This is a genomic window from Acinetobacter sp. NIPH 2699 (assembly GCF_022549355.1).
Taxonomy (GTDB): Bacteria; Pseudomonadota; Gammaproteobacteria; order Pseudomonadales; family Moraxellaceae; genus Acinetobacter.
Genome location: NZ_JAKZGL010000005.1, coordinates 140061 through 158424 on the forward strand (window position 1 = coordinate 140061; position 18364 = coordinate 158424).

The 18364-nt window shown below is 40.4% G+C and carries 17 protein-coding genes, 6 tRNA genes and 1 other RNA gene; 10 read left to right on the plus strand and 14 right to left on the minus strand.

Annotated features, from left to right (window positions below):
- Window positions 1-35: 35 nt before the first annotated feature.
- From MMP72_RS07150 to MMP72_RS07185, 8 genes are all read right to left on the minus strand, one after another.
- Entirely contained in the window at window positions 36-989 is a 954-nt protein-coding gene (locus MMP72_RS07150) for a ribose-phosphate pyrophosphokinase (RefSeq protein WP_004670043.1), read from the minus strand.
- Window positions 990-1146: 157 nt separating this feature from the next.
- Window positions 1147-1221: transfer RNA gene (locus MMP72_RS07155), tRNA-Gln, on the minus strand.
- Window positions 1222-1305: 84 nt separating this feature from the next.
- Window positions 1306-1380: transfer RNA gene (locus MMP72_RS07160), tRNA-Gln, on the minus strand.
- A gap of 16 nt (window positions 1381-1396) precedes the next feature.
- Window positions 1397-1471, minus strand: a tRNA-Gln gene (locus MMP72_RS07165).
- A 30-nt stretch (window positions 1472-1501) separates the two neighbouring features.
- Window positions 1502-1576 (minus strand) — tRNA-Gln (locus MMP72_RS07170).
- A complete protein-coding gene (ispE, locus tag MMP72_RS07175; protein ID WP_241316077.1) occupies window positions 1575-2408 on the minus strand; it encodes a 4-(cytidine 5'-diphospho)-2-C-methyl-D-erythritol kinase in 834 nt (277 codons plus the stop codon). The genes MMP72_RS07170 and ispE overlap by 2 nt, the downstream gene beginning before the upstream one ends.
- Window positions 2409-2424: 16 nt before the next feature.
- Complete coding sequence (gene lolB, locus MMP72_RS07180; RefSeq protein ID WP_241315879.1) at window positions 2425-3009, minus strand: lipoprotein insertase outer membrane protein LolB; 585 nt, start codon at window positions 3007-3009, stop codon at window positions 2425-2427.
- Between the two features lie 4 nt (window positions 3010-3013).
- Entirely contained in the window at window positions 3014-4732 is a 1719-nt protein-coding gene (locus MMP72_RS07185) for a tetratricopeptide repeat protein (RefSeq protein WP_241315883.1), read from the minus strand.
- 79 nt (window positions 4733-4811) lie between these two features.
- Between MMP72_RS07185 and hemA the strand changes: the two genes are divergently transcribed.
- Window positions 4812-6095 (plus strand): glutamyl-tRNA reductase, encoded by a 1284-nt coding sequence (gene hemA / locus MMP72_RS07190; RefSeq protein WP_241315886.1) that lies wholly within the window; start codon window positions 4812-4814, stop codon window positions 6093-6095.
- Window positions 6096-6104: 9 nt separating this feature from the next.
- Here the strand turns inward: hemA and MMP72_RS07195 are convergent, their stop codons facing one another.
- Together MMP72_RS07195 and MMP72_RS07200 are read right to left on the minus strand one after the other, a co-directional pair.
- Window positions 6105-7985 (minus strand): CHC2 zinc finger domain-containing protein, encoded by a 1881-nt coding sequence (locus tag MMP72_RS07195; RefSeq protein ID WP_241315887.1) that lies wholly within the window; start codon window positions 7983-7985, stop codon window positions 6105-6107.
- A 133-nt stretch (window positions 7986-8118) separates the two neighbouring features.
- The gene (locus MMP72_RS07200) at window positions 8119-9108 is read right to left on the minus strand and encodes an outer membrane protein assembly factor BamD (protein ID WP_241315890.1); all 990 of its coding nucleotides are present in this window, start codon (window positions 9106-9108) and stop codon (window positions 8119-8121) included.
- A 71-nt stretch (window positions 9109-9179) separates the two neighbouring features.
- Here MMP72_RS07200 and rluD point away from each other — a divergent pair, with 71 nt between their 5' ends.
- The 3 genes from rluD to MMP72_RS07215 all read left to right on the plus strand — a co-directional run bounded on the left by rluD (window position 9180) and on the right by MMP72_RS07215 (window position 11644).
- Window positions 9180-10229 carry a 23S rRNA pseudouridine(1911/1915/1917) synthase RluD gene (rluD, locus tag MMP72_RS07205; RefSeq protein WP_241316079.1) on the plus strand — a complete coding sequence of 350 codons (1050 nt, stop codon included), beginning with the start codon at window positions 9180-9182 and terminating at the stop codon, window positions 10227-10229.
- Window positions 10230-10253: 24 nt separating this feature from the next.
- Complete coding sequence (pgeF, locus tag MMP72_RS07210) at window positions 10254-10994, plus strand: peptidoglycan editing factor PgeF (protein ID WP_241315892.1); 741 nt, start codon at window positions 10254-10256, stop codon at window positions 10992-10994.
- Between the two features lie 83 nt (window positions 10995-11077).
- Window positions 11078-11644 (plus strand): flavodoxin family protein, encoded by a 567-nt coding sequence (locus MMP72_RS07215; RefSeq protein ID WP_241315893.1) that lies wholly within the window; start codon window positions 11078-11080, stop codon window positions 11642-11644.
- 57 nt (window positions 11645-11701) lie between these two features.
- Here MMP72_RS07215 and smpB read toward each other — a convergent pair whose 3' ends face one another.
- Window positions 11702-12178: an SsrA-binding protein SmpB gene (gene smpB, locus MMP72_RS07220; RefSeq protein ID WP_241315895.1), complete on the minus strand. Its 477-nt coding sequence runs from the start codon at window positions 12176-12178 to the stop codon at window positions 11702-11704.
- A gap of 130 nt (window positions 12179-12308) precedes the next feature.
- On the opposite strand from smpB, the gene coaD reads away from it, so the two are divergent.
- The 5 genes from coaD (at window position 12309) to MMP72_RS07245 (ending at window position 13924) form a co-directional block, all read left to right on the plus strand.
- Window positions 12309-12800, plus strand: a complete 492-nt coding sequence (gene coaD, locus MMP72_RS07225; RefSeq protein WP_004670066.1) for a pantetheine-phosphate adenylyltransferase — start codon at window positions 12309-12311, stop codon at window positions 12798-12800.
- A gap of 1 nt (window position 12801) precedes the next feature.
- Window positions 12802-13065 (plus strand): YfhL family 4Fe-4S dicluster ferredoxin, encoded by a 264-nt coding sequence (locus MMP72_RS07230; RefSeq protein WP_241315897.1) that lies wholly within the window; start codon window positions 12802-12804, stop codon window positions 13063-13065.
- 26 nt (window positions 13066-13091) lie between these two features.
- Window positions 13092-13447, plus strand: an RNA gene (gene rnpB, locus MMP72_RS07235) — RNase P RNA component class A.
- Between the two features lie 62 nt (window positions 13448-13509).
- A tRNA-Met gene (locus MMP72_RS07240) sits at window positions 13510-13586 on the plus strand.
- Between the two features lie 261 nt (window positions 13587-13847).
- Window positions 13848-13924: transfer RNA gene (locus tag MMP72_RS07245), tRNA-Met, on the plus strand.
- A gap of 112 nt (window positions 13925-14036) precedes the next feature.
- Here the strand turns inward: MMP72_RS07245 and MMP72_RS07250 are convergent.
- The gene (locus MMP72_RS07250) at window positions 14037-15068 is read right to left on the minus strand and encodes a hypothetical protein (RefSeq protein ID WP_241315899.1); all 1032 of its coding nucleotides are present in this window, start codon (window positions 15066-15068) and stop codon (window positions 14037-14039) included.
- Window positions 15061-16686 carry an NAD+ synthase gene (locus MMP72_RS07255; RefSeq protein WP_241315901.1) on the minus strand — a complete coding sequence of 542 codons (1626 nt, stop codon included), beginning with the start codon at window positions 16684-16686 and terminating at the stop codon, window positions 15061-15063. Before MMP72_RS07255 ends, MMP72_RS07250 begins: the two co-directional genes overlap by 8 nt.
- Window positions 16687-17553: 867 nt before the next feature.
- Between MMP72_RS07255 and MMP72_RS07260 the strand changes: the two genes are divergently transcribed.
- Window positions 17554-17718, plus strand: a complete 165-nt coding sequence (locus MMP72_RS07260) for a hypothetical protein (RefSeq protein WP_241315903.1) — start codon at window positions 17554-17556, stop codon at window positions 17716-17718.
- 55 nt (window positions 17719-17773) lie between these two features.
- Here MMP72_RS07260 and MMP72_RS07265 read toward each other — a convergent pair whose 3' ends face one another.
- Entirely contained in the window at window positions 17774-18286 is a 513-nt protein-coding gene (locus MMP72_RS07265; RefSeq protein ID WP_241316081.1) for a hypothetical protein, read from the minus strand.
- Between the last annotated feature and the right edge of the window lie 78 nt (window positions 18287-18364).

Sequence of the window (18364 nt, forward strand, 5' to 3'; positions counted from 1 at the left end):
TAGCTAAGCTAGGGTTTAAGAAAAAAGCTGGGCTATTATAGATAACTATCAAACATTGCGCTAATAGATTCTTCGTTATTGATACGACGAATTGTTTCAGCAACCATGCTAGCAACAGACACTTGGCGAACTTTGCCAATGTTTGCTGCTTCATCTGAAAGAGGAATCGTGTCGGTTACAACAAGTTCGTCGATAACAGAATTTTGAAGGTTCTCAATGGCTTTGCCAGATAAAACAGGGTGGGTTGCATAAGCAATCACACGACGCGCACCAAATTGTTTGAGTGCATCCGCCGCTTTGCAAAGCGTACCCGCTGTATCAACCATATCATCTACGATGACACAGTCACGATCTTTGACGTCACCAATCAAATGCATCACTTGAGATTCATTTGCTTTTTGACGGCGCTTATCGATGATAGCTAAATCAATATCACCCAGTTGTTTTGCAACAGCACGAGCACGAACCACACCACCAACGTCAGGTGAAACCACCATTAAGTTGTGATGTTGTTGCTGATGTAAATCAGCTAACAAAGCTGGCGTACCGTAGATGTTGTCAACAGGAATATCAAAGAAACCTTGAATTTGGTCTGCGTGCAGATCGATCATCACAACGCGGTCAATACCTACAGTTGTTAGCATATCTGCAACAACTTTAGCAGTAATAGGTACACGAGCAGAACGCGGACGTCGATCTTGACGTGCGTAACCGAAGTACGGAATGACTGCTGTGATACGACCTGCACTTGCGCGACGCAAAGCATCTGCCATCACCAAGATTTCCATTAGGTTATCATTGGTTGGGGCGCAAGTAGATTGGACGATAAAAACGTCTTTGCCACGTACATTTTCAGTAATTTCAACTGAAATCTCACCATCAGAGAACTTGCTAACTGAAGCAGCTCCTAGTGGGATATGTAAATGACTTACGACTTTTTGGGCGAACTGTGGATGAGCACTTCCACTAAAAACGACAAGATTGGGCATGAAGCACCTGAGCGAGGATTAAGTGAAGCGACGCTTCACCCGAGCGCAAGGGAGAAATCTATGATTTTTCCAAAGACGGGTTAGGCAATGCTTCGACCGAGCGCAAGGGAAAAATTTTAAATTTTTCCAACGGGTAGTTTAGAAACAATCTATTATATGGCAGGGGCGGCTGGATTCGAACCAACGGATGCCGAGATCAAAACCCGGTGCCTTACCACTTGGCGACGCCCCTAATGCGGCAGAACTTTAATGGTTTTATACGGTATTGTCAATATGTTTGAGCAATATCAATATAAAACAAGCCTGACTAAAGGAATGGCAGGGGCGGCTGGATTCGAACCAACGGATGCCGAGATCAAAACCCGGTGCCTTACCACTTGGCGACGCCCCTAAATTTGATAATGTAATGGCAGGGGCGGCTGGATTCGAACCAACGGATGCCGAGATCAAAACCCGGTGCCTTACCACTTGGCGACGCCCCTAATGTATTACATATATCTACAGGTGAAAATTGGCAGGGGCGGCTGGATTCGAACCAACGGATGCCGAGATCAAAACCCGGTGCCTTACCACTTGGCGACGCCCCTAACGTGTAACTGAGAAATTTAATAAAGGTGATTCTGCTAAACTATTGACCACGTAAGCTTTACATGGCGCGTTTTGCAAGATCAACGTTATGTCCATCTCTTGGGTTACTTCAATAAAAACACAAGCACCTGTACCTGTAAGCTTTGCTAGACCAAACTGATCTAAATATTGCATTGCTTCTTCAACTTCAGGATATAACTGTCGAGCCAAAGGTTCAAAGTTATTTCCAAAATTGGAAGGTTCTAACTGATAGGCGCAAAATTTAGTGATCTTAGCGTCTCTTGTCAATGTTTTTTGCGAAAATAGCAGTTGAGTGCTGATAAAACAGTCAGGTTTTAAAATTATGAATTTTTTTTGTGCTAAGTCTATGAATGATAAATGTTCACCGATTCCTTCAGCCCATGCATTCCGCCCAAAAACAAAGATCGGAACATCGGCACCCAGTTGTACACCGTACTCAGCAAGTTGCTGGTTATTTAACCCGCATTGCCAAAGCTGATTGAGTACAATCAGGGTGGTTGCAGCATTGGATGAACCGCCACCTAGACCTGCGCCCATTGGAATATTTTTTTCAATTTGAATGTTGAGACCGCATGGTTTTTTGGCATGAGGTCGTAATAACTGAGCTGCTCGATAGATTAAATTCTGTTCGAGTGCGACTTCAGCTAATCCTTCAATTTGAATCATGTCTTCGGAGATTGGCTCAAATGTCATCCAGTCATATAAATCAATGAGCTGGAAAATGGTTTGTAATTCATGATAACCATTTTCTCGACGACCTGTGATATGAAGAAATAAATTCAATTTGGCAGGGGAAGGAACTCTCATCATAATAGAATAATCTGGGCTATCGGTTTTGAATGACCATTGTAATACGGTTTTCTTGATCTTCGGCAAGCGCTTGTTTCAACAACAGCTTATTCGGCAGCGTTTTTTGGGCATCGTTATAACTAAAGTCGACTGTCCAGCCATCTTCAACGAGCTGTGTTAAGCGTTGGTTTTCATCTTTTGTAACTTGTGCATGTATGGTGGCAGGTTTGGCCTGTACCCAATGTGTTAAATGCATAATAGGAGCTTGCCAGCCTGTCGCTTTTTCCAATAATTCTTCTGGTGATGCTGCTGTAATTAATCCAGTTTTGGCACTATTGAGCGTAACCTCGCCAGATTTACCTTGGATCTGTGTTTTACCAACGCCGAGTATGCCAGTCAGTTCAATATCAAATTGTTCTTGCTGTTGTATCCATGTGAAAAATGCGCTGCCAGACTGTTGTGGTGTGCGTACGCCAATTTTTCCTTGCAAACTGAAGTTGTTTTCATCCTGTAGTTGCGGTGACGCAATGACTTTTTTAGGTTGGCTTAAATGCTGACAGCCTGTTAAAAACAGCACGCTACTGCTACAGATTGCAACGCATAATTTTGGAAAAAAACGCATGGATTTAACTCTTATTCACAGTGACAGGTAAGATTAAGCTATCAAGTTGTTGTAATTGTGGGGCATTCGCATGTTTTTGTTTCAATTGCTGTAACACATCGCTAAATTGAGTGAGTGAACCTTGCATATACAGTGCTTTTGCGTAGCGAACACCGATATTAATGTTTTGACTCAGGCTATAAGCTTGCTCAAGGACATCGACAGCCGTATCAAAATCATTTTGTAAAAAGGCAATATAACCGAGCGTATCTAAAATAGACGCTTGCTCAGGCGCGTATTCAAGTGCTAATTCCGCATATTTTCGCGCTTCTTTTAAACGGCGATTCTGTAAGGCAAGTGTATAGGCATAAGCATTGAGATAGGTTGGGCTATTCGGCTCAATCAATAACAGTTGTTTTAGGGTTTTATCGAGCTTATCTCGGTCGGTATAAGGGTCGAGCAATAAAACCTCAGCATAAATCAACTCAGGATCATCTGGAATATTCTTGATCGCCTCATCAAGCAATGCCAAGGCTGCCTTTTTATTGTCCATTTTCTTTAAAATATCTGCCTGAGCTTGATATAAGAAACTGGCGTGTTGTGGATAATTCACTCGTTCTTGGGTTAAAAAGCGCAACGCATCATTGAGCTGTTGTTGCTGTTCAAAAATAGAAATCATGTTCCGTCGAGAAACAATGTATAGACTGCCATCAACAAGACGATAATAGGCCTTGGCAGTTTCATAATGTTGCTTACGTTGCGCATTAATCGCGAGGTAATAATAGGCTTCATTTTGGTATTTTTCAGAATGACGCAACTCAACCAGATATTGTTCAGCATATTCATATTTTTTGAGATCAATACTGGTCAAACCTGCAATAAATAATGCTTCTTCGGCTTGTGGGTAATCTTTAATAATCGCTGTAAGTTTATCAAAAGCTTGTTGCTGTTGATTGATCTGAATGTAATAGCGCGCCTCAGCTAAGCGAATATCCAGATTACTCTTATTTTTCCGACTGGCTTGAGCTAGCCATTTTTGAGTTTCAGTTTCATCACCTAAAGCCATCAGTAGATTGGCTTTCATTAAAATGAAGCTTGTGGATTTTGAGCGTTTACGTAGCGCTCGGTTAATGTTTTTGAGTGCTTGTTCATATAAACCATCTTGCGCTTCTAATCCTGCAATAAGTGCCAAGATTGATGGATTATTTTTTTCTTTACTTGCACTCAGTGCATTTAATAAAACCTTCCGATCTTGCGCTTCTTCAGGTGCAATCCCCGCTAAAATTTGTTCTAAATCCGCAGTTGGATCAATATTTAAGATCTTATCCAGTGTTTTTGCGGCAAGATCATACTCATGGGTTTTGAGCGAAATATGTGATAAGTAGAATAATGCAGGAACATCTTCTGGTTCTTGTTCAACCCAATGAGTGGCAATATCTAAAGCGGCTTGCAAATCGTCGTATTCAAGTGCAATGTCAAGGGCACGCTGTTTGATTGTGGTTGAATTGCTGCGAATCGCAAGCACAGTATAGTTATGCAGTGCTGTTGGAATATCATCGTAGGCCAGCGAAAACTCAGCAACCATACTCTGTTGCAGTGCATACTCAAAGCTCTGATCTGCATACATGTCGTGTATTGCTTGTGCAGAGACGTAAGTGCTCATACTACCTAACAATAAGATTGTGGTAGAATACCGTCTAATCGTCTTGCCGTTAAAGTGGATACGGCGATATAGCTGACGCAATTTTTATTGATCCAAAGTAATGCTTTTTATGACACCGATGTTGCACAATAACATAAATTTAGCGAAATGATGATCTGATATGTCTTTCTTTGCACTGGGTGTCAACCATCAGACAGCTTCTGTCGAACTCCGTGAACAAATTGCTTTCAATGCAGAGCGATTAGCCACGCTATTGCTTGAACGGCACCAACATCCAGCGCTTAACGATATGGTGGTGGTGTCTACATGCAATCGGACGGAAGTGTATGCCATGACCGAGGATGCTGATAGCGTCCTGAACTGGCTTGCTCAAGTGAATAATATTGATGTTAAACAGTTGATTCATCATGTTTATCGTTATGAAAATGCTCAAGCTGTTACACATTTGATGCGCGTAGCAAGTGGTTTGGATTCCTTAATGTTGGGTGAACCACAAATTCTAGGACAAGTGAAAAGTGCATTGGCCCTGTCAAAAGGTGCCGAAACGATTTCTCCTGAGTTAAATGGCATTTTTGAATACGCGTTTTATGCAGCGAAACGAGTTCGCTCAGAAACCTCTGTTGGTAGCCATGCTGTTTCAATGGGATATGCCGTTGCCCAGTTGGCTTCTCAGGTGTTTAGTCATCCAGAAAAATTAACAGTGATGGTGGTTGCGGCCGGTGAAATGAATAGCCTTGTTGCAAAACATTTGGCTGAAATGGGGGTGGCAAAAATCATTATTTGCAATCGTAGCCGAGAACGAGCTGATCAATTGGCACAGGAACTTGCACATCAAGCTGATGTTGAAATTATTTCTTTTGAAGAATTAGCACAAAATTTGCATAGAGCTGATGTTATTTCGAGTTGTACGGGTAGCTTGCATCAAGTGATTGAATATAATGACGTTAAAGTCGCATTGAAAAAACGTCGTTATCAGCAAATGTTGATGGTTGATTTAGCTGTTCCACGTGATATAAATCCGAAAGTAGAATCATTGGATAACGTTTATTTATATGGTGTTGATGATTTACAAAGCGTCATTGAAGAAAATTTAGCGCAACGACGTCAGGCGGCTGTTGAAGCTGAGATTATGGTCAATCAATTGGCAACGCAATTGATGACCCAACAAAAAGTCAAAGAGGCGAGCGGAACCATTCAAGCTTATCGCCAACATAGCGAAGAAATGAGTCAGCATGAATTGGCACATGCATTAGAGTTATTACAACATGGTCATGCACCTGAACAGGTCTTACAAGAATTTGCACATCGTTTAAGTCAAAAGTTAATGCATCCTACTTCGATTTTATTAAGAGAGGCTGCCAAAGCTGAAAATCCAGACTACTTCGAATGGTTGCAACAACATCTGCACGATGTCTTTGAGCATGAACGTAAGCCGAGACAGTAAGACCTTTTTCTAAGACAATAAACGTAAGCTAATTTGTTTCGTCAGTTCATTGAGTTGTTGGCGTAAGTTGCGCGATTCAATTAAAGAAATCGGTGATTTAAGCTTTAATCTTAAATATTTTTCTTGTAGGCTCAAAGCATATTCTTTCGCCAGTTTATCTGCAATTTCAGGTGCTTCAGTGAGTGATTGAATATTGGTACGCTGCATAATATCTGCAAGCTCATGGCTATAACTACTACACGCGCCAAGTACATAATAAGTTGCTAACTCTTGATCATCAGGTAAATCATCAAACACAATATTCAGCGCCGCCAAAATTTTGGCTAATAATTCAGTTTGATCAATCACTGCGCGGAGTTCTTCAAAGTGAATATAGAGATATGGGTGATGCATCAATATAGCAATCGCAAAATCTTCATCTTTGGTATGAATGTTAAAAGATAAAGAAGCATCATGACTGATTTGTGGGGTAAAACGCTTACCAAGTCCGAGCTTTTCACGGAAAGATTGCGTCAGCAAATAACGGAATGATCCATGTTTCGGTAACAATTCTGTTAGCTCACGTAGTTCACCCATCACCAAGCTTTTGCCTTCGGGTGTACTGACGTCATGTTGCCCAGTCAAATGAGCAAACACGAAGTCTGATAAGAGCGGTGCTTGTTGCAATAATTTCTGGAAGTTTTCCAAGCCTTCACGACGAATTAAAGAGTCTGGGTCATGGTCATTGGGCAGCACAAAGAATTTTAACTCACGGCCATCATTGAGTAGTGGGAGTGCAATTTCTAAGGTGCGTCGTGCTGCTTTTTGTCCTGCTGCATCACCATCAAAGGCGATAGTGATTCGAGAGTTTTGTTTAAACAGGGTATTTAAATGGTCTGCGTTACTTGCAGTTCCTAGTGTTGCAACAGCGCCATTGATACCATACTGCTGTAGGGCAATCACATCCATATAACCTTCAACCATGAACCAGTCATTGGCTTTGAGTTTACGTCCTTCGTATAGACCATAGAGTAATTGGTTTTTGTGAAAGACTTCGGAGTCTGGCGAGTTGATGTATTTGGGTTTAATGTCGTCATTTAAGGCACGACCACCAAATCCGACCACACGTCCTTTATGATCGCGAATCGGAAAAATCACCCGTTCACGTAATAAATCAAAGTCTCGACCACTATCACTGGAACGAATCAAGCCCAGTTGTTTTAAACCTTCAATATCTTGTGGGAAGGCTTTTTCAAGATGTTGCCAATCTTCTGGCGCATAACCTAAACGCCAAAATTGAATGGTTTGAGCAGATAAACCACGTTGTTTGAAATAATTTTGTGCCTTTTGACTGTTTGGCAATTGGCGTTCATAAAATTGTGCCACATTTTCCAAAAGGTCATATAGATTTCCTTCCTGCACATATTCATCCATGTGAAATGATGGATCAAATTGGGCAAAAGGATCATCCATATAGCGATCCATATCGACAAAATGAGCATCCGTTGGATCATTAATGACGACTGCATCAGGTGTTGGATTATTTTGTGTTTGTGTTGGTGGATTCACCGCGACTTGAGCACTGCGCTTATAGGAAAGTTTTTTATTATCATGATTGTCTTTGGGTAATTCGACGCCTGTTTTATTGGACAGGTCCTTCATCACATCGACAAAGTTACGACTATCAATGTCCATCAAGAATCGAATCGCATTGCCATTGGCTTGGCAACCGAAGCAATGATAATACTGCTTGTCTCGGTAAACATGAAAAGATGGTGTTTTTTCTTGATGGAATGGACAACAGCCGGAATAGGTTCTTCCTGTCTTTTTTAACTTCACACGTTGACCGATCAAATCGACAATGTCGGTTCGATCTAAGATTTGATCAATCGTATGCTGTGGAATTGCCATGAGTGTTTAACCATCTAAAACTGGGGTAGGACGTATTTGTAAAAACAATAAAGTGATGAATCATTGTTGCATAAAATGAAAAACAGGCAAGGGGTGACTTGCCTGTTTGCTGAATCAGATTATGATCTCAGAATTAATTTGCAGCATCTTCTTCGCTGATCTGTTCAGTTTCTGGTTTGTCGAATAAACCGAAACTCAAGCGATTGGTTAAACTGCGTTGTTGTTCCGTTTTGGGTTCATTGTTTTCTTCAGTATCTACCGTTTGAGATTCACGTCCCAATAAACCTAATGTCGCGCGATTGACCCAACTGCCTTCTTTACGTGCAGCACGTAAATTCACTTCACCATTCGATTTGACCAAGTTTGGATAGTTGAGTTTTAATATTTCAATATATTGTTGAGACGTTGCTTTATCGCCAAGTTTTTCATAACTATATGCAAGTGTTGCTAACGCTTCTGGTGTTTGAGGTGTTTGAGGGTAGTGTTCAATGACCCATTGCGCACGCTCAGCCGCAGCAAGCCATGCTTTACGTTTGATATTAAAACGTGCTGCATTCATTTCACTTTCAGCAAGTTCTTGACCAATAAATTTCATCCGTTGAGCCGCATCAACTGAGTATTGGCTGCTTGGAAAACGACGGATTAAATCGACAAAGTTTTGATATGCAACTTTAACATAGCTCACATCACGATGAGATTGTTGTAGTGATGTATAGCGAATCAAACTATCGTAATTCATTTCCATATTCGCAACGCCGCGAACATAGTAAGCATAATCAATATTTGGATGTTGAGGATTTAAGCGAATGAAACGATCTGCAAGTGCGATTGTCCCTTCATAATCCTTTTGTTTGAATTTTGCATAGAGCAGTTCGAGTTGCGCTTGTTGCGTGTATTGCCCAGTCGGATAGTAGGTATCTAAAGCTTCTAGCGATTTTACAGCATCAGTGTATTGATTACGATCTAGCGATTTTTGCGCTTTTTCAAAATAAATTTGTTCACTCGATTGTGGTCCTTGATCAACCACTTCTTTCTTGCTTGGATTGCTGCTACAGCCCACAAATGCAGACGCTACACCTAAAGATAGTGCAAGCATCGTAATTTTATAACGTGGTAGCGACATAAAAACTCCTCTGTTATTCTGGGCAATGAGCTACAATGGTTGTATTAAACCATTTTTGTACCGATCATCAAATGACTTCAGCACAATCTTCCGATTCAAACTTATCTGAAACAGATTTCTTACTCGAAGAATCTGTCGATGCAGATAATCATACTTCTGACTCAACTGCAACACGTTTATCGTTGCAAATTCAACTTGATGAAGACTATTTAGGTCAACGTATAGATCAAGTAGCAGCCTTGGTTTGGAGTGAGTTTTCTCGTGAAAAACTAAAACAATGGATGAAAGACGGGCATCTGTTGGTAAATGGTAACACGGTTAAACCCAAATACCGCTGTGAGGGCAATGAGCAGCTCACCCTCGAAGTTGAACTTGAGGCGCAAACTTCTAACCAACCTGAAAATATTCCACTGAATATTGTTTATGAAGATGACGATATTATTGTCATCAATAAAGAGATTGGCATGGTGGTTCATCCAGGTGCGGGTAATCCATCTGGAACACTGGTCAATGCCTTGCTTTATCATTGCCCTAAACTTGCGGAACTTTCTCGAGCTGGTTTAGTACATCGTATTGATAAAGATACCAGTGGTTTATTGGTGGTTGCGAAAACCTTAGAAGCGCAATTTTCACTGAGTAAACAACTTGCAAAGAAAACGGTCTATCGTATTTATGATCTTGTTACCTATGGCAATATCATTGCGGGTGGAACCATTGACGAGCCAATCAAACGCCATCCTGTTGATCGTGTCAAAATGGCGATCTTACCGGGTGGGCGTGAAGCTGTTACTCATTACAATGTGAAAGAGCGTTTCCGAGATTTTACTCGCGTACAGGCGCAATTGGAAACAGGGCGCACCCATCAAATTCGTGTGCACTTTAGCTATATTGGACATGGGCTCGTCGGGGATCCAGTTTATGTCAACCGTGTACGTTTGCCTGCGGGTGCCTCAGAGACATTGGTTGATATGCTTCGTGGTTTTAAGCGTCAAGCTTTACATGCAGCTAAACTTGGTTTGGTTCATCCACGCACGGGCGAAGACATGATGTTTGAAGCACCATGGCCTGAAGACTTTATTAAATTACTCGAAGTCCTTCGTAGTGAAAATGAGGCGTATTAAGCAACGGTGTTGAGGGGTTAAGGCATGGAATTTGTACAAGGTTTGCCTAGAGGTGTATACGTTGGGCAAACACGAATTGAACATCCTCAAATGATTGCAACAGACAATAAAAATCTTTATGGATTTAATTTGGCGTTGCATGTCAATGATGATGTACAGCGTGTTCAACAGCATCGTATGGTGTTGTTGCGTGAGTTGTCACAGTTCGGGGTGGATAAACTGACATGGATGACCCAAACGCATAGCACCATCTGTCATACCATTAATGAGCAAATTCCATTTATCGCACTTGAGGGGGATGGCTTGGTAACGCAGCGTACTGGTCATGCTTTGATGATGATGACAGCCGATTGTTTAGCTGTGGTATTGGGCAATGCAGAGGGCAGTGAAGTTGCCAATCTCCATGCAGGGTGGCGTGGCTTGGCCAGTGGTATTGTTGAAAATACAGTCAATGCAATGCAATCACCGCCGACTTGGGCATGGTTAGGTGCTGCGATTAGCCAACCTTGTTTTGAAGTAGGTGCGGAAGTAAAAGCCGCTTTCTGTGAAAAATATCCTGAATTGGAAAGCACTTTTATTGCTGGTCAAGTTGATGGTAAATACCAAGCCGACTTATATGCAATTGCGCGATTTATTCTCAAAGGTTTGGGGGTTGAAACGATTGTGGGGGGAGATCAATGCTCTTACCAACAAGCGCAAGACTATTTTTCTCATCGCCGTGATGCGAAAACAGGACGAATGGCGACGTTTGTATTTATGCAATAAATCGCATCCTTTGTATTGTTGATTCGCCTAGCATCTGAGAAAAATGTTAAACTTGATTCAATTCATTGGTTTTTAAATTTTCCATGTTTGTTATTGATCAAGACACTCCTAAAGTTAAAGTTTGTGTGATTTATCATAGTCCGTATGGTCATACGGCTAAAGTTGCGCAATATATTGCACAAGGTGCAGAGCAAGCAGGTGCAGAAGTGCATCTGATTTCTGTTGCTGCTCCACAATGGGAATTGCTTGATCAAGCAGATATTCTGGTCATGGGCTGTCCGACTTATATGGGGAGTCTGACCTCTGCATTAAAACAGTTTATGGAAGATTCTTCTAAGCGTTGGTTGGCACGGTCATGGCAGGGCAAACTTGCTGCGGGCTTTACCAATGGTGGTGGACTGAGTGGCGATAAGTTAGCTGTTTTACAACAAATTAATTTATTTGCGATGCAGCATGGCATGTTATGGGCGGGTCTACCGTTTATGCCAACAGGAAGAAGTCCATTAGATATTAACCGTATGTCCAGTTTCTTAGGGTTAATGACGCAGTCGGATAATGCCAGTGTAGAAATCACACCACCCGAAGGTGACTTGGAAACGGCACGAAAGTTTGGAAAATACTTAGTGGAAGTGAAGTTAAAGCATTTATAAATTTAATTTTTAAGTAATAAAAAAGCCTCCAATCATTATGATTTGAAGGCTTTTTTATTACTTATGCAGCATTCTCGATTTATCACGTTGCCAGTCACGGTCTTTTTCCGTGGCACGTTTGTCATGCAATTGCTTACCTTTTACCAGTGCAATTTCTAGCTTGACCAAATGACCTTTCCAATAACAGGCTAAAGGAACACAGGTATAACCTTTTTGGTTGACTGCACCTAAGAGGTGTTCTAATTGACGACGAGACAGGAGCAACTTACGCGTACGTGTTGCTTCTGGAACGACATGCGTTGATGCAGACAATAACGGCTGAATTTGTGCACCAAATAAAAATGCTTCACCATTTTTAAAAATCACATAACTTTCAGTTAAGCTCATACGACCAGCGCGGAGAGATTTTACCTCCCAGCCTTGTAGAGACATACCTGCTTCAAATTTTTCTTCAATAAAGTAATCGTGGCGTGCTCTTTTGTTTTGAGCAATCGTGCCACCATTATGTTTTTTTACAACTGTTGCTTTCGCCATAATTCAAACTTCCACAATTGTGCTTATTGTGCCGTAAAACGTAATCTTTTTCCATCATTTAGGAATTTCGCGTTTATGCTGAACTTTTGTTAAAATACCCAACTTATCTCATTGACGCAGAGTACAACGCATGTCTAAAACACGTGTGATTTATCCAGGGACGTTTGATCCAATTACCAATGGACATGTTGATTTGGTTGCAAGAGCATCAAAAATGTTTGATGAAGTGGTTGTTGCAATTGCGATTGGTCATCATAAAAATCCAGTGTTTAGCTTAGAAGAGCGTGTGGCATTAGCCAAAACATCATTAAGTCACTTAAATAATGTGGAGTTTGTGGGTTTTGATGGTTTGTTGGTGAATTTTTTCCGTGAACAGCGTGCGACAGCGGTACTGCGTGGTTTAAGAGCAATTTCAGACTTTGAATATGAGTTTCAGTTGGCAAATATGAATCGTCAACTTGATCCGCAATTTGAATCCGTATTTTTAACGCCTTCTGAGCAATATTCATTTATTTCGTCGACCTTGGTCAGAGAGATTGCGCGTTTAAAAGGTGATGTGGCTAAATTTGTGCCTCCTGTCGTAGTCGAGGCTTTTGAACGTAAACATCAACAAGGCTGGTAACGTGTCCTTATATATTACAGATGAATGTATTAACTGTGATGTCTGTGAACCTGTGTGTCCCAATGAAGCAATTTATATGGGCGAGCTGATTTATGAGATTGATCCTGCACTTTGTACAGAGTGTATTGGTCATTTTGATCAGCCACAGTGTCAATTATTTTGTCCAGTGGATTGCATTCCATTGGATCCTCAGCATGTCGAATCACATGATGATCTCATGCAGAAATATAAAAAATTAACAGCGCAAAAAAAATCGAGCAATTAAGTTCGAACTTTGATAATATGCGCGACGAAGTGGGCTGGACGGTCGCTGCTGTGGAGGTCTCCGTGACTGAAACAGGGGAGGAAAGTCCGGGCTTCATAGGGCAGGGTGCCAGGTAACGCCTGGGCGGTGAAAACCGACGGCAAGTGCAGCAGAGAGTAGACCGCCTCATTCGTGAGGTAAGGGTGAAAGGGTGCGGTAAGAGCGCACCGCGTGTCTGGTAACAGTTCACGGCAAGGTAAACCCCACCAGAAGCAAGACCAAATAGGAATCCTGAGGCACGGCCCGTGCTGGATTCGGGTAGGTCGCTTGAGCGTATGAGTGATTGTACGCCTAGAGGAATGATCGTCCTCGACAGAACCCGGCTTACAGGCCCACTTCCCAGATTTTTTGAAAAATGTGCTTGACGTGTGTAGTAAAAGTTTAGATAATGCGCGCACAGTTTTCGGCTATGTAGCTCAGTTGGTTAGAGCACCGCACTCATAATGCGGGGGTCACAAGTTCAAGTCTCGTCATAGCCACCATTTTATAGACCACGCTCCTGCGTGGTCTCTTTTTATCTGCTGCTTTTGTAAGATTTAATCCGTTATTCTAATCGTTAATTTCTTGTTTTTTTAAATCAATCTATTTGAAATATTGACTGAATTTTAATATGGGTTGCTGCATCTGCTGAAAAATGAACAATTGAAAATTAAGCGCGTAAAAAATGTGCATATACTTCGTATTTTCAAGATCATAGGCTTGACCAGCTATAAGGAACACTAGATAATGCGCTCACAGTTTACGGCTATGTAGCTCAGTTGGTTAGAGCACCGCACTCATAATGCGGGGGTCACAAGTTCAAGTCTCGTCATAGCCACCATTTTATAAACCACGCTCCTGCGTGGTTTTTTTTATCTATTATTTTATATACAGACGATGAATGCGTTGTGTAAAAAGCCTGTTAATAAGCGATTTATTAACAGGCTTTAATTTTATAGATGTTTTTCGATGCTGGCTAAAGTTTGAGGATTTTCATAGAAAGGTTTTAAAATCATGGTGATGATCGGTTCCAAAACACCATGTTCGTCTAAAGCAGCCACGACCTTTGGATAAAAACGAACAGCCTCATTTTGAAGATCGCTTTCTTCTAGTCCAATCGCAATGAAAACATCTGCTAAGCTTTCATCTTTATAGAAGTCATAAAAGACTTTTACACCATATAAAATGAGATCTTGAAGGAATGAGGATTGACGTAATTCTTTCCAATATTCATAGATCATGACAAAGAATTCTTCGACATCGAGTGGTGTGACTTGCTTGGTATACTCTGATAGCGGTTTAGCTTTGTTGTCATCCCAAATATTACGCGCAAGGCTTTCTAAATCATCATTTGAAAGGAGGCTTAGATCGACAAGTTGCTCTTGAATGAAACGAGCAATACTTTCTTCTATTTTATGCTCGATGCGTTGTTGTTGACGATGAGAGAAGATTTTAAGTTTTTGTTGCCATTCATATTTACTTTCTGAGATATTTTCATCGTCAGTATGCGTAAAGAGTTTCGGTAATTTATTTTGCAGTGTGGTGGTTGCGATGTATTGGCATAGCTGTTGAATAGATGGACTTTCTTTTAAGAAGTGATTCAGATAATGGCGAATATTTTCAAGTTCTAGAAATTTAGAGAGCCAGATCTCAAATTGTTGATCAGAAAATACATCCTGCAATTGTGCGGATGACTGTAGCGAAAAAACATGAAGTTTTTGTGCGATTTCCCCAATAAATTCTAATAAACCCGCACCCAACTGCATTTCAAAGGCGTAGCGTTTAACAACTGCTTGGATTTGTTCTAACTCAATGACTTCTTTGAGTTGAATATTGGGTGCATGTTGTAAAAATAGTTGAATGAATTGCTGAAAGAAATCAGCAGACAGTTGCGTGGTGAGTTGGGTTTTATAAAATGTAACTTGCTCAAGCAAAAGCGCTTGAGCAAGTAATTGTGACTTTTCAGAAACAATTTGTTCAGTCATTCGCGGTCCATCCGTTGACGATAGGGTAGCGTCGTTCACGATTGAAAGCACGCGAACTAATACGTGGTCCAATCGCGCCTTGACGACGTTTATATTCATTACGATCGACCAAGCGAATGACTTGTTCTACCACTTCGGCTTTATAGCCTTTCGCAATAATGTCTGCTTGGCTGAGATCTTCTTCTATATAAGCATATAAGATTGCATCAAGTACATCATAGGCAGGCAATGAATCCTGATCTTTTTGATCTGGACGTAACTCTGCTGATGGTGGGCGAGTGATCACACGTTCTGGAATAACAGGTGTTTCGCTTAATGTATTACGATATTTTGCAAGTTCAAATACGATGGTTTTATAGACGTCTTTTAGTACAGAGAAGCCCCCAACCATGTCGCCATACAAGGTACAATAACCGACTGAAATTTCAGATTTGTTACCTGTAGAAAGGACGAGATTACCAAATTTATTGGATAAGCCCATCAACAAGGTACCTCGAGTACGGGCTTGTAGATTTTCTTCGGTTGCATCGGCAGGTGAGTTGCCAAAGAATGGAAATAAGGTTTGCATGAAGCTGTTTACAATTGGGTGAATTTCAGCGATACCAAATGTCACACCCATACGACGCGCTTGTTCTGTTGCATCTTCTACACTCATTTGTGAGGTGTAGGTATAAGGCATCATCACTGCCTGAACTTTATCGGCACCAATCGCATCCACCGCAATGGCAAGCGTTAACGCAGAATCAATTCCACCCGATAAACCTAAAATCACACCTGGGAAGCCTGAACGTTGCACATAGTCACGGGTTGCCATGACCAAAGCCTGATAAATCTCAGCAAAAGTTTCTAATGCAGGAATCGCATCTGTGGTTTTAAATTGCTTTTGTTCCGCATCGTATTCGGCAAAAGCAACGGTTTCTTGGAAACTTGGAACTTGTAGTGCCAGTTGTCCATTGTTATTGCTAACAAAACTTGAACCATCAAAAATCAAGTCATCTTGTCCGCCAACTTGGTTTACATAAACAATATTTAAGCTTAATTGTTTTGCAAGCTCATTCAAGGTTTGAATGCGATGTTGTGGTTTACCGACTTCATAAGGAGAGGCATTGAGGATGAGTACAGTTTCAACATTGAGTTGGCTGAGTTGCTTTACTGTATTCAATGACCATACATCTTCACAGATCAGGACACCAAATTTATGTCCCAGATATTCAAACACCAGATGTTGATGACCTTCTTGGAAGTAGCGACGCTCATCAAACACACCGTAATTTGGGAGATTGTGTTTATTGTAGATGCCTAAAACTTGTCCATTCTTCATGACTGCGGCAGAGTTATAACGATGGCCGTCTTCAGTTTGATGTACAAAACCGAATACCATCACGATATCTTTGACTTCACTTAATTGAGCAAATGCTTTTTGGGTGCGTTTTTGTAGATTTGGGCGAAGTATCAAATCTTCGGCAGGGTAACCGAGTGTTGATAGTTCAGGGAAGATGATTAAATCAGCCTGTTGTTGTTTCGCTAAATGAGCTTGCTCAACCATCTTTTGAGTATTTGCGTCAATATTGCCAATATGCGGAGAGAATTGAGCAAGGGCAATTTTAAAATTTTTCATTCAAACCTAATCCTGAGTCTTAACAGATGCTGATATACAAGTTTTTGATTTATATAAGTATAGTTTTAAAAACATGTGCATATCATAGCGCCAAACATTCTATATCTAAAAGAGAAATCATAAGTTCACTAATATATACTAAATGCACATTTTTCTGCGTAAAAATAACAAGTTTTTCTGTATAAAATACGAAGATATATTGGTGGATTTTCGCATTTTTGAGCGTTTTTGTGATTATGCCGTGTGATTGTGAATTGCTTTAATTATGCACCTTGAGTTTTTTCATGCCATTTTCTCAGGTGCAAATGACATATCAATGACGAGAAAAAATCAGCTTTAAATTCTTTTAAAAATAAAAAATGATAAGAAAATGAGTGTAATTATTATTTATATGTAAGTTTATAAAATTATTAATTTAATTTATTCAATGCTTTATTGGTTTGTGTTTATTTTTTATACCGTTCGTCGGGAATCTCTTTGCGACACTTGAGTGTACATCCGTGCACTGCTATTATCCCAATTAATGTGAACACATGTACACTGTGATGAAAGTCCTAGCATGTGGTGAATAAACAAAAGAGAGGTAACACATATGTCAATTTTATTTTTTCTGATCATCGCAGCAGTTCTAGCGATTGTTGTTGGGCGTTTAGGTACGATTTTATTGCAATCTAAAGAACAACAAGTTTGATCTTGTTTAACCATTTTTAAGGAGACGAGTATGTCAATTATATTATTTCCAGTCGTGGCAGCAACTTTAGCAATTGTTGTTGGGCGTGTCGGGACAGTTATATTGCAAAAGCAAGATGAATCGAATTAATACGATTTTAGCTGTCACCTATAAATTAAATTAGAGAGGTAACAACAATGATAGTTCCAGTAATTTTATTTCCTGTCGTTGCGTTTGGATTAGCAATTGGTATAGGACGTGTAGGCACAATTGTTAAAGATGCTATGCGTGTGGATTTTACGACTGAAATGGATGATAGTCATGAACTCAAATCTGAAACTCGCAAAGGCTCTATTGCATAACGTTGATTGCGATTTACTCAAATAAAAAGCCCTGTAGATAAAATGACAGGGCTTTTTATTTTGTCAGAATAATATTGGGGATTTTCTTCAGAAAAATATCGCGGGCAATATCACCTTGTTGTTCAATGTTGTAATCACTAAAGTCTTTGCCTGATATAAATTGGTAGCGGTAGGGATTGTATTTTTTAAAGCTTAAATAATAGCCCAATTGTAAAATTGCACCTTTAACGATGACATTGGTATGTTGTTGATGTTGTAAGATGTGGGTAAGTTCGTGGATAAAGATTGCCTGTAAATGAATAGGGCAGTTTGAATAATCAGGATAAAAATATTGTTGATGTACAAATAAGTTGCCATTTGGCGCAATAAAAATATTGATGGGTTGCCAAGGCAGGTAGGGGATATTAAAGATTTTAATTTGTGAATAGTCGATGAGATTGCCAAAGATCGGTCGTGCCATCTCGATCTCAGCTTGCGTCAATCCACGATATTGAAATTGATCTACTTTCAGGATTTTAGCCATATAGAAGATGAATTGAAAATATAGGTCTTGAGTAAAGCGATACATTTTGTTGAACATGGTCTTTTACTCATCTCCTATATATTTTATATGCCTATGATATTATTAAAATATTCATAAAAATTA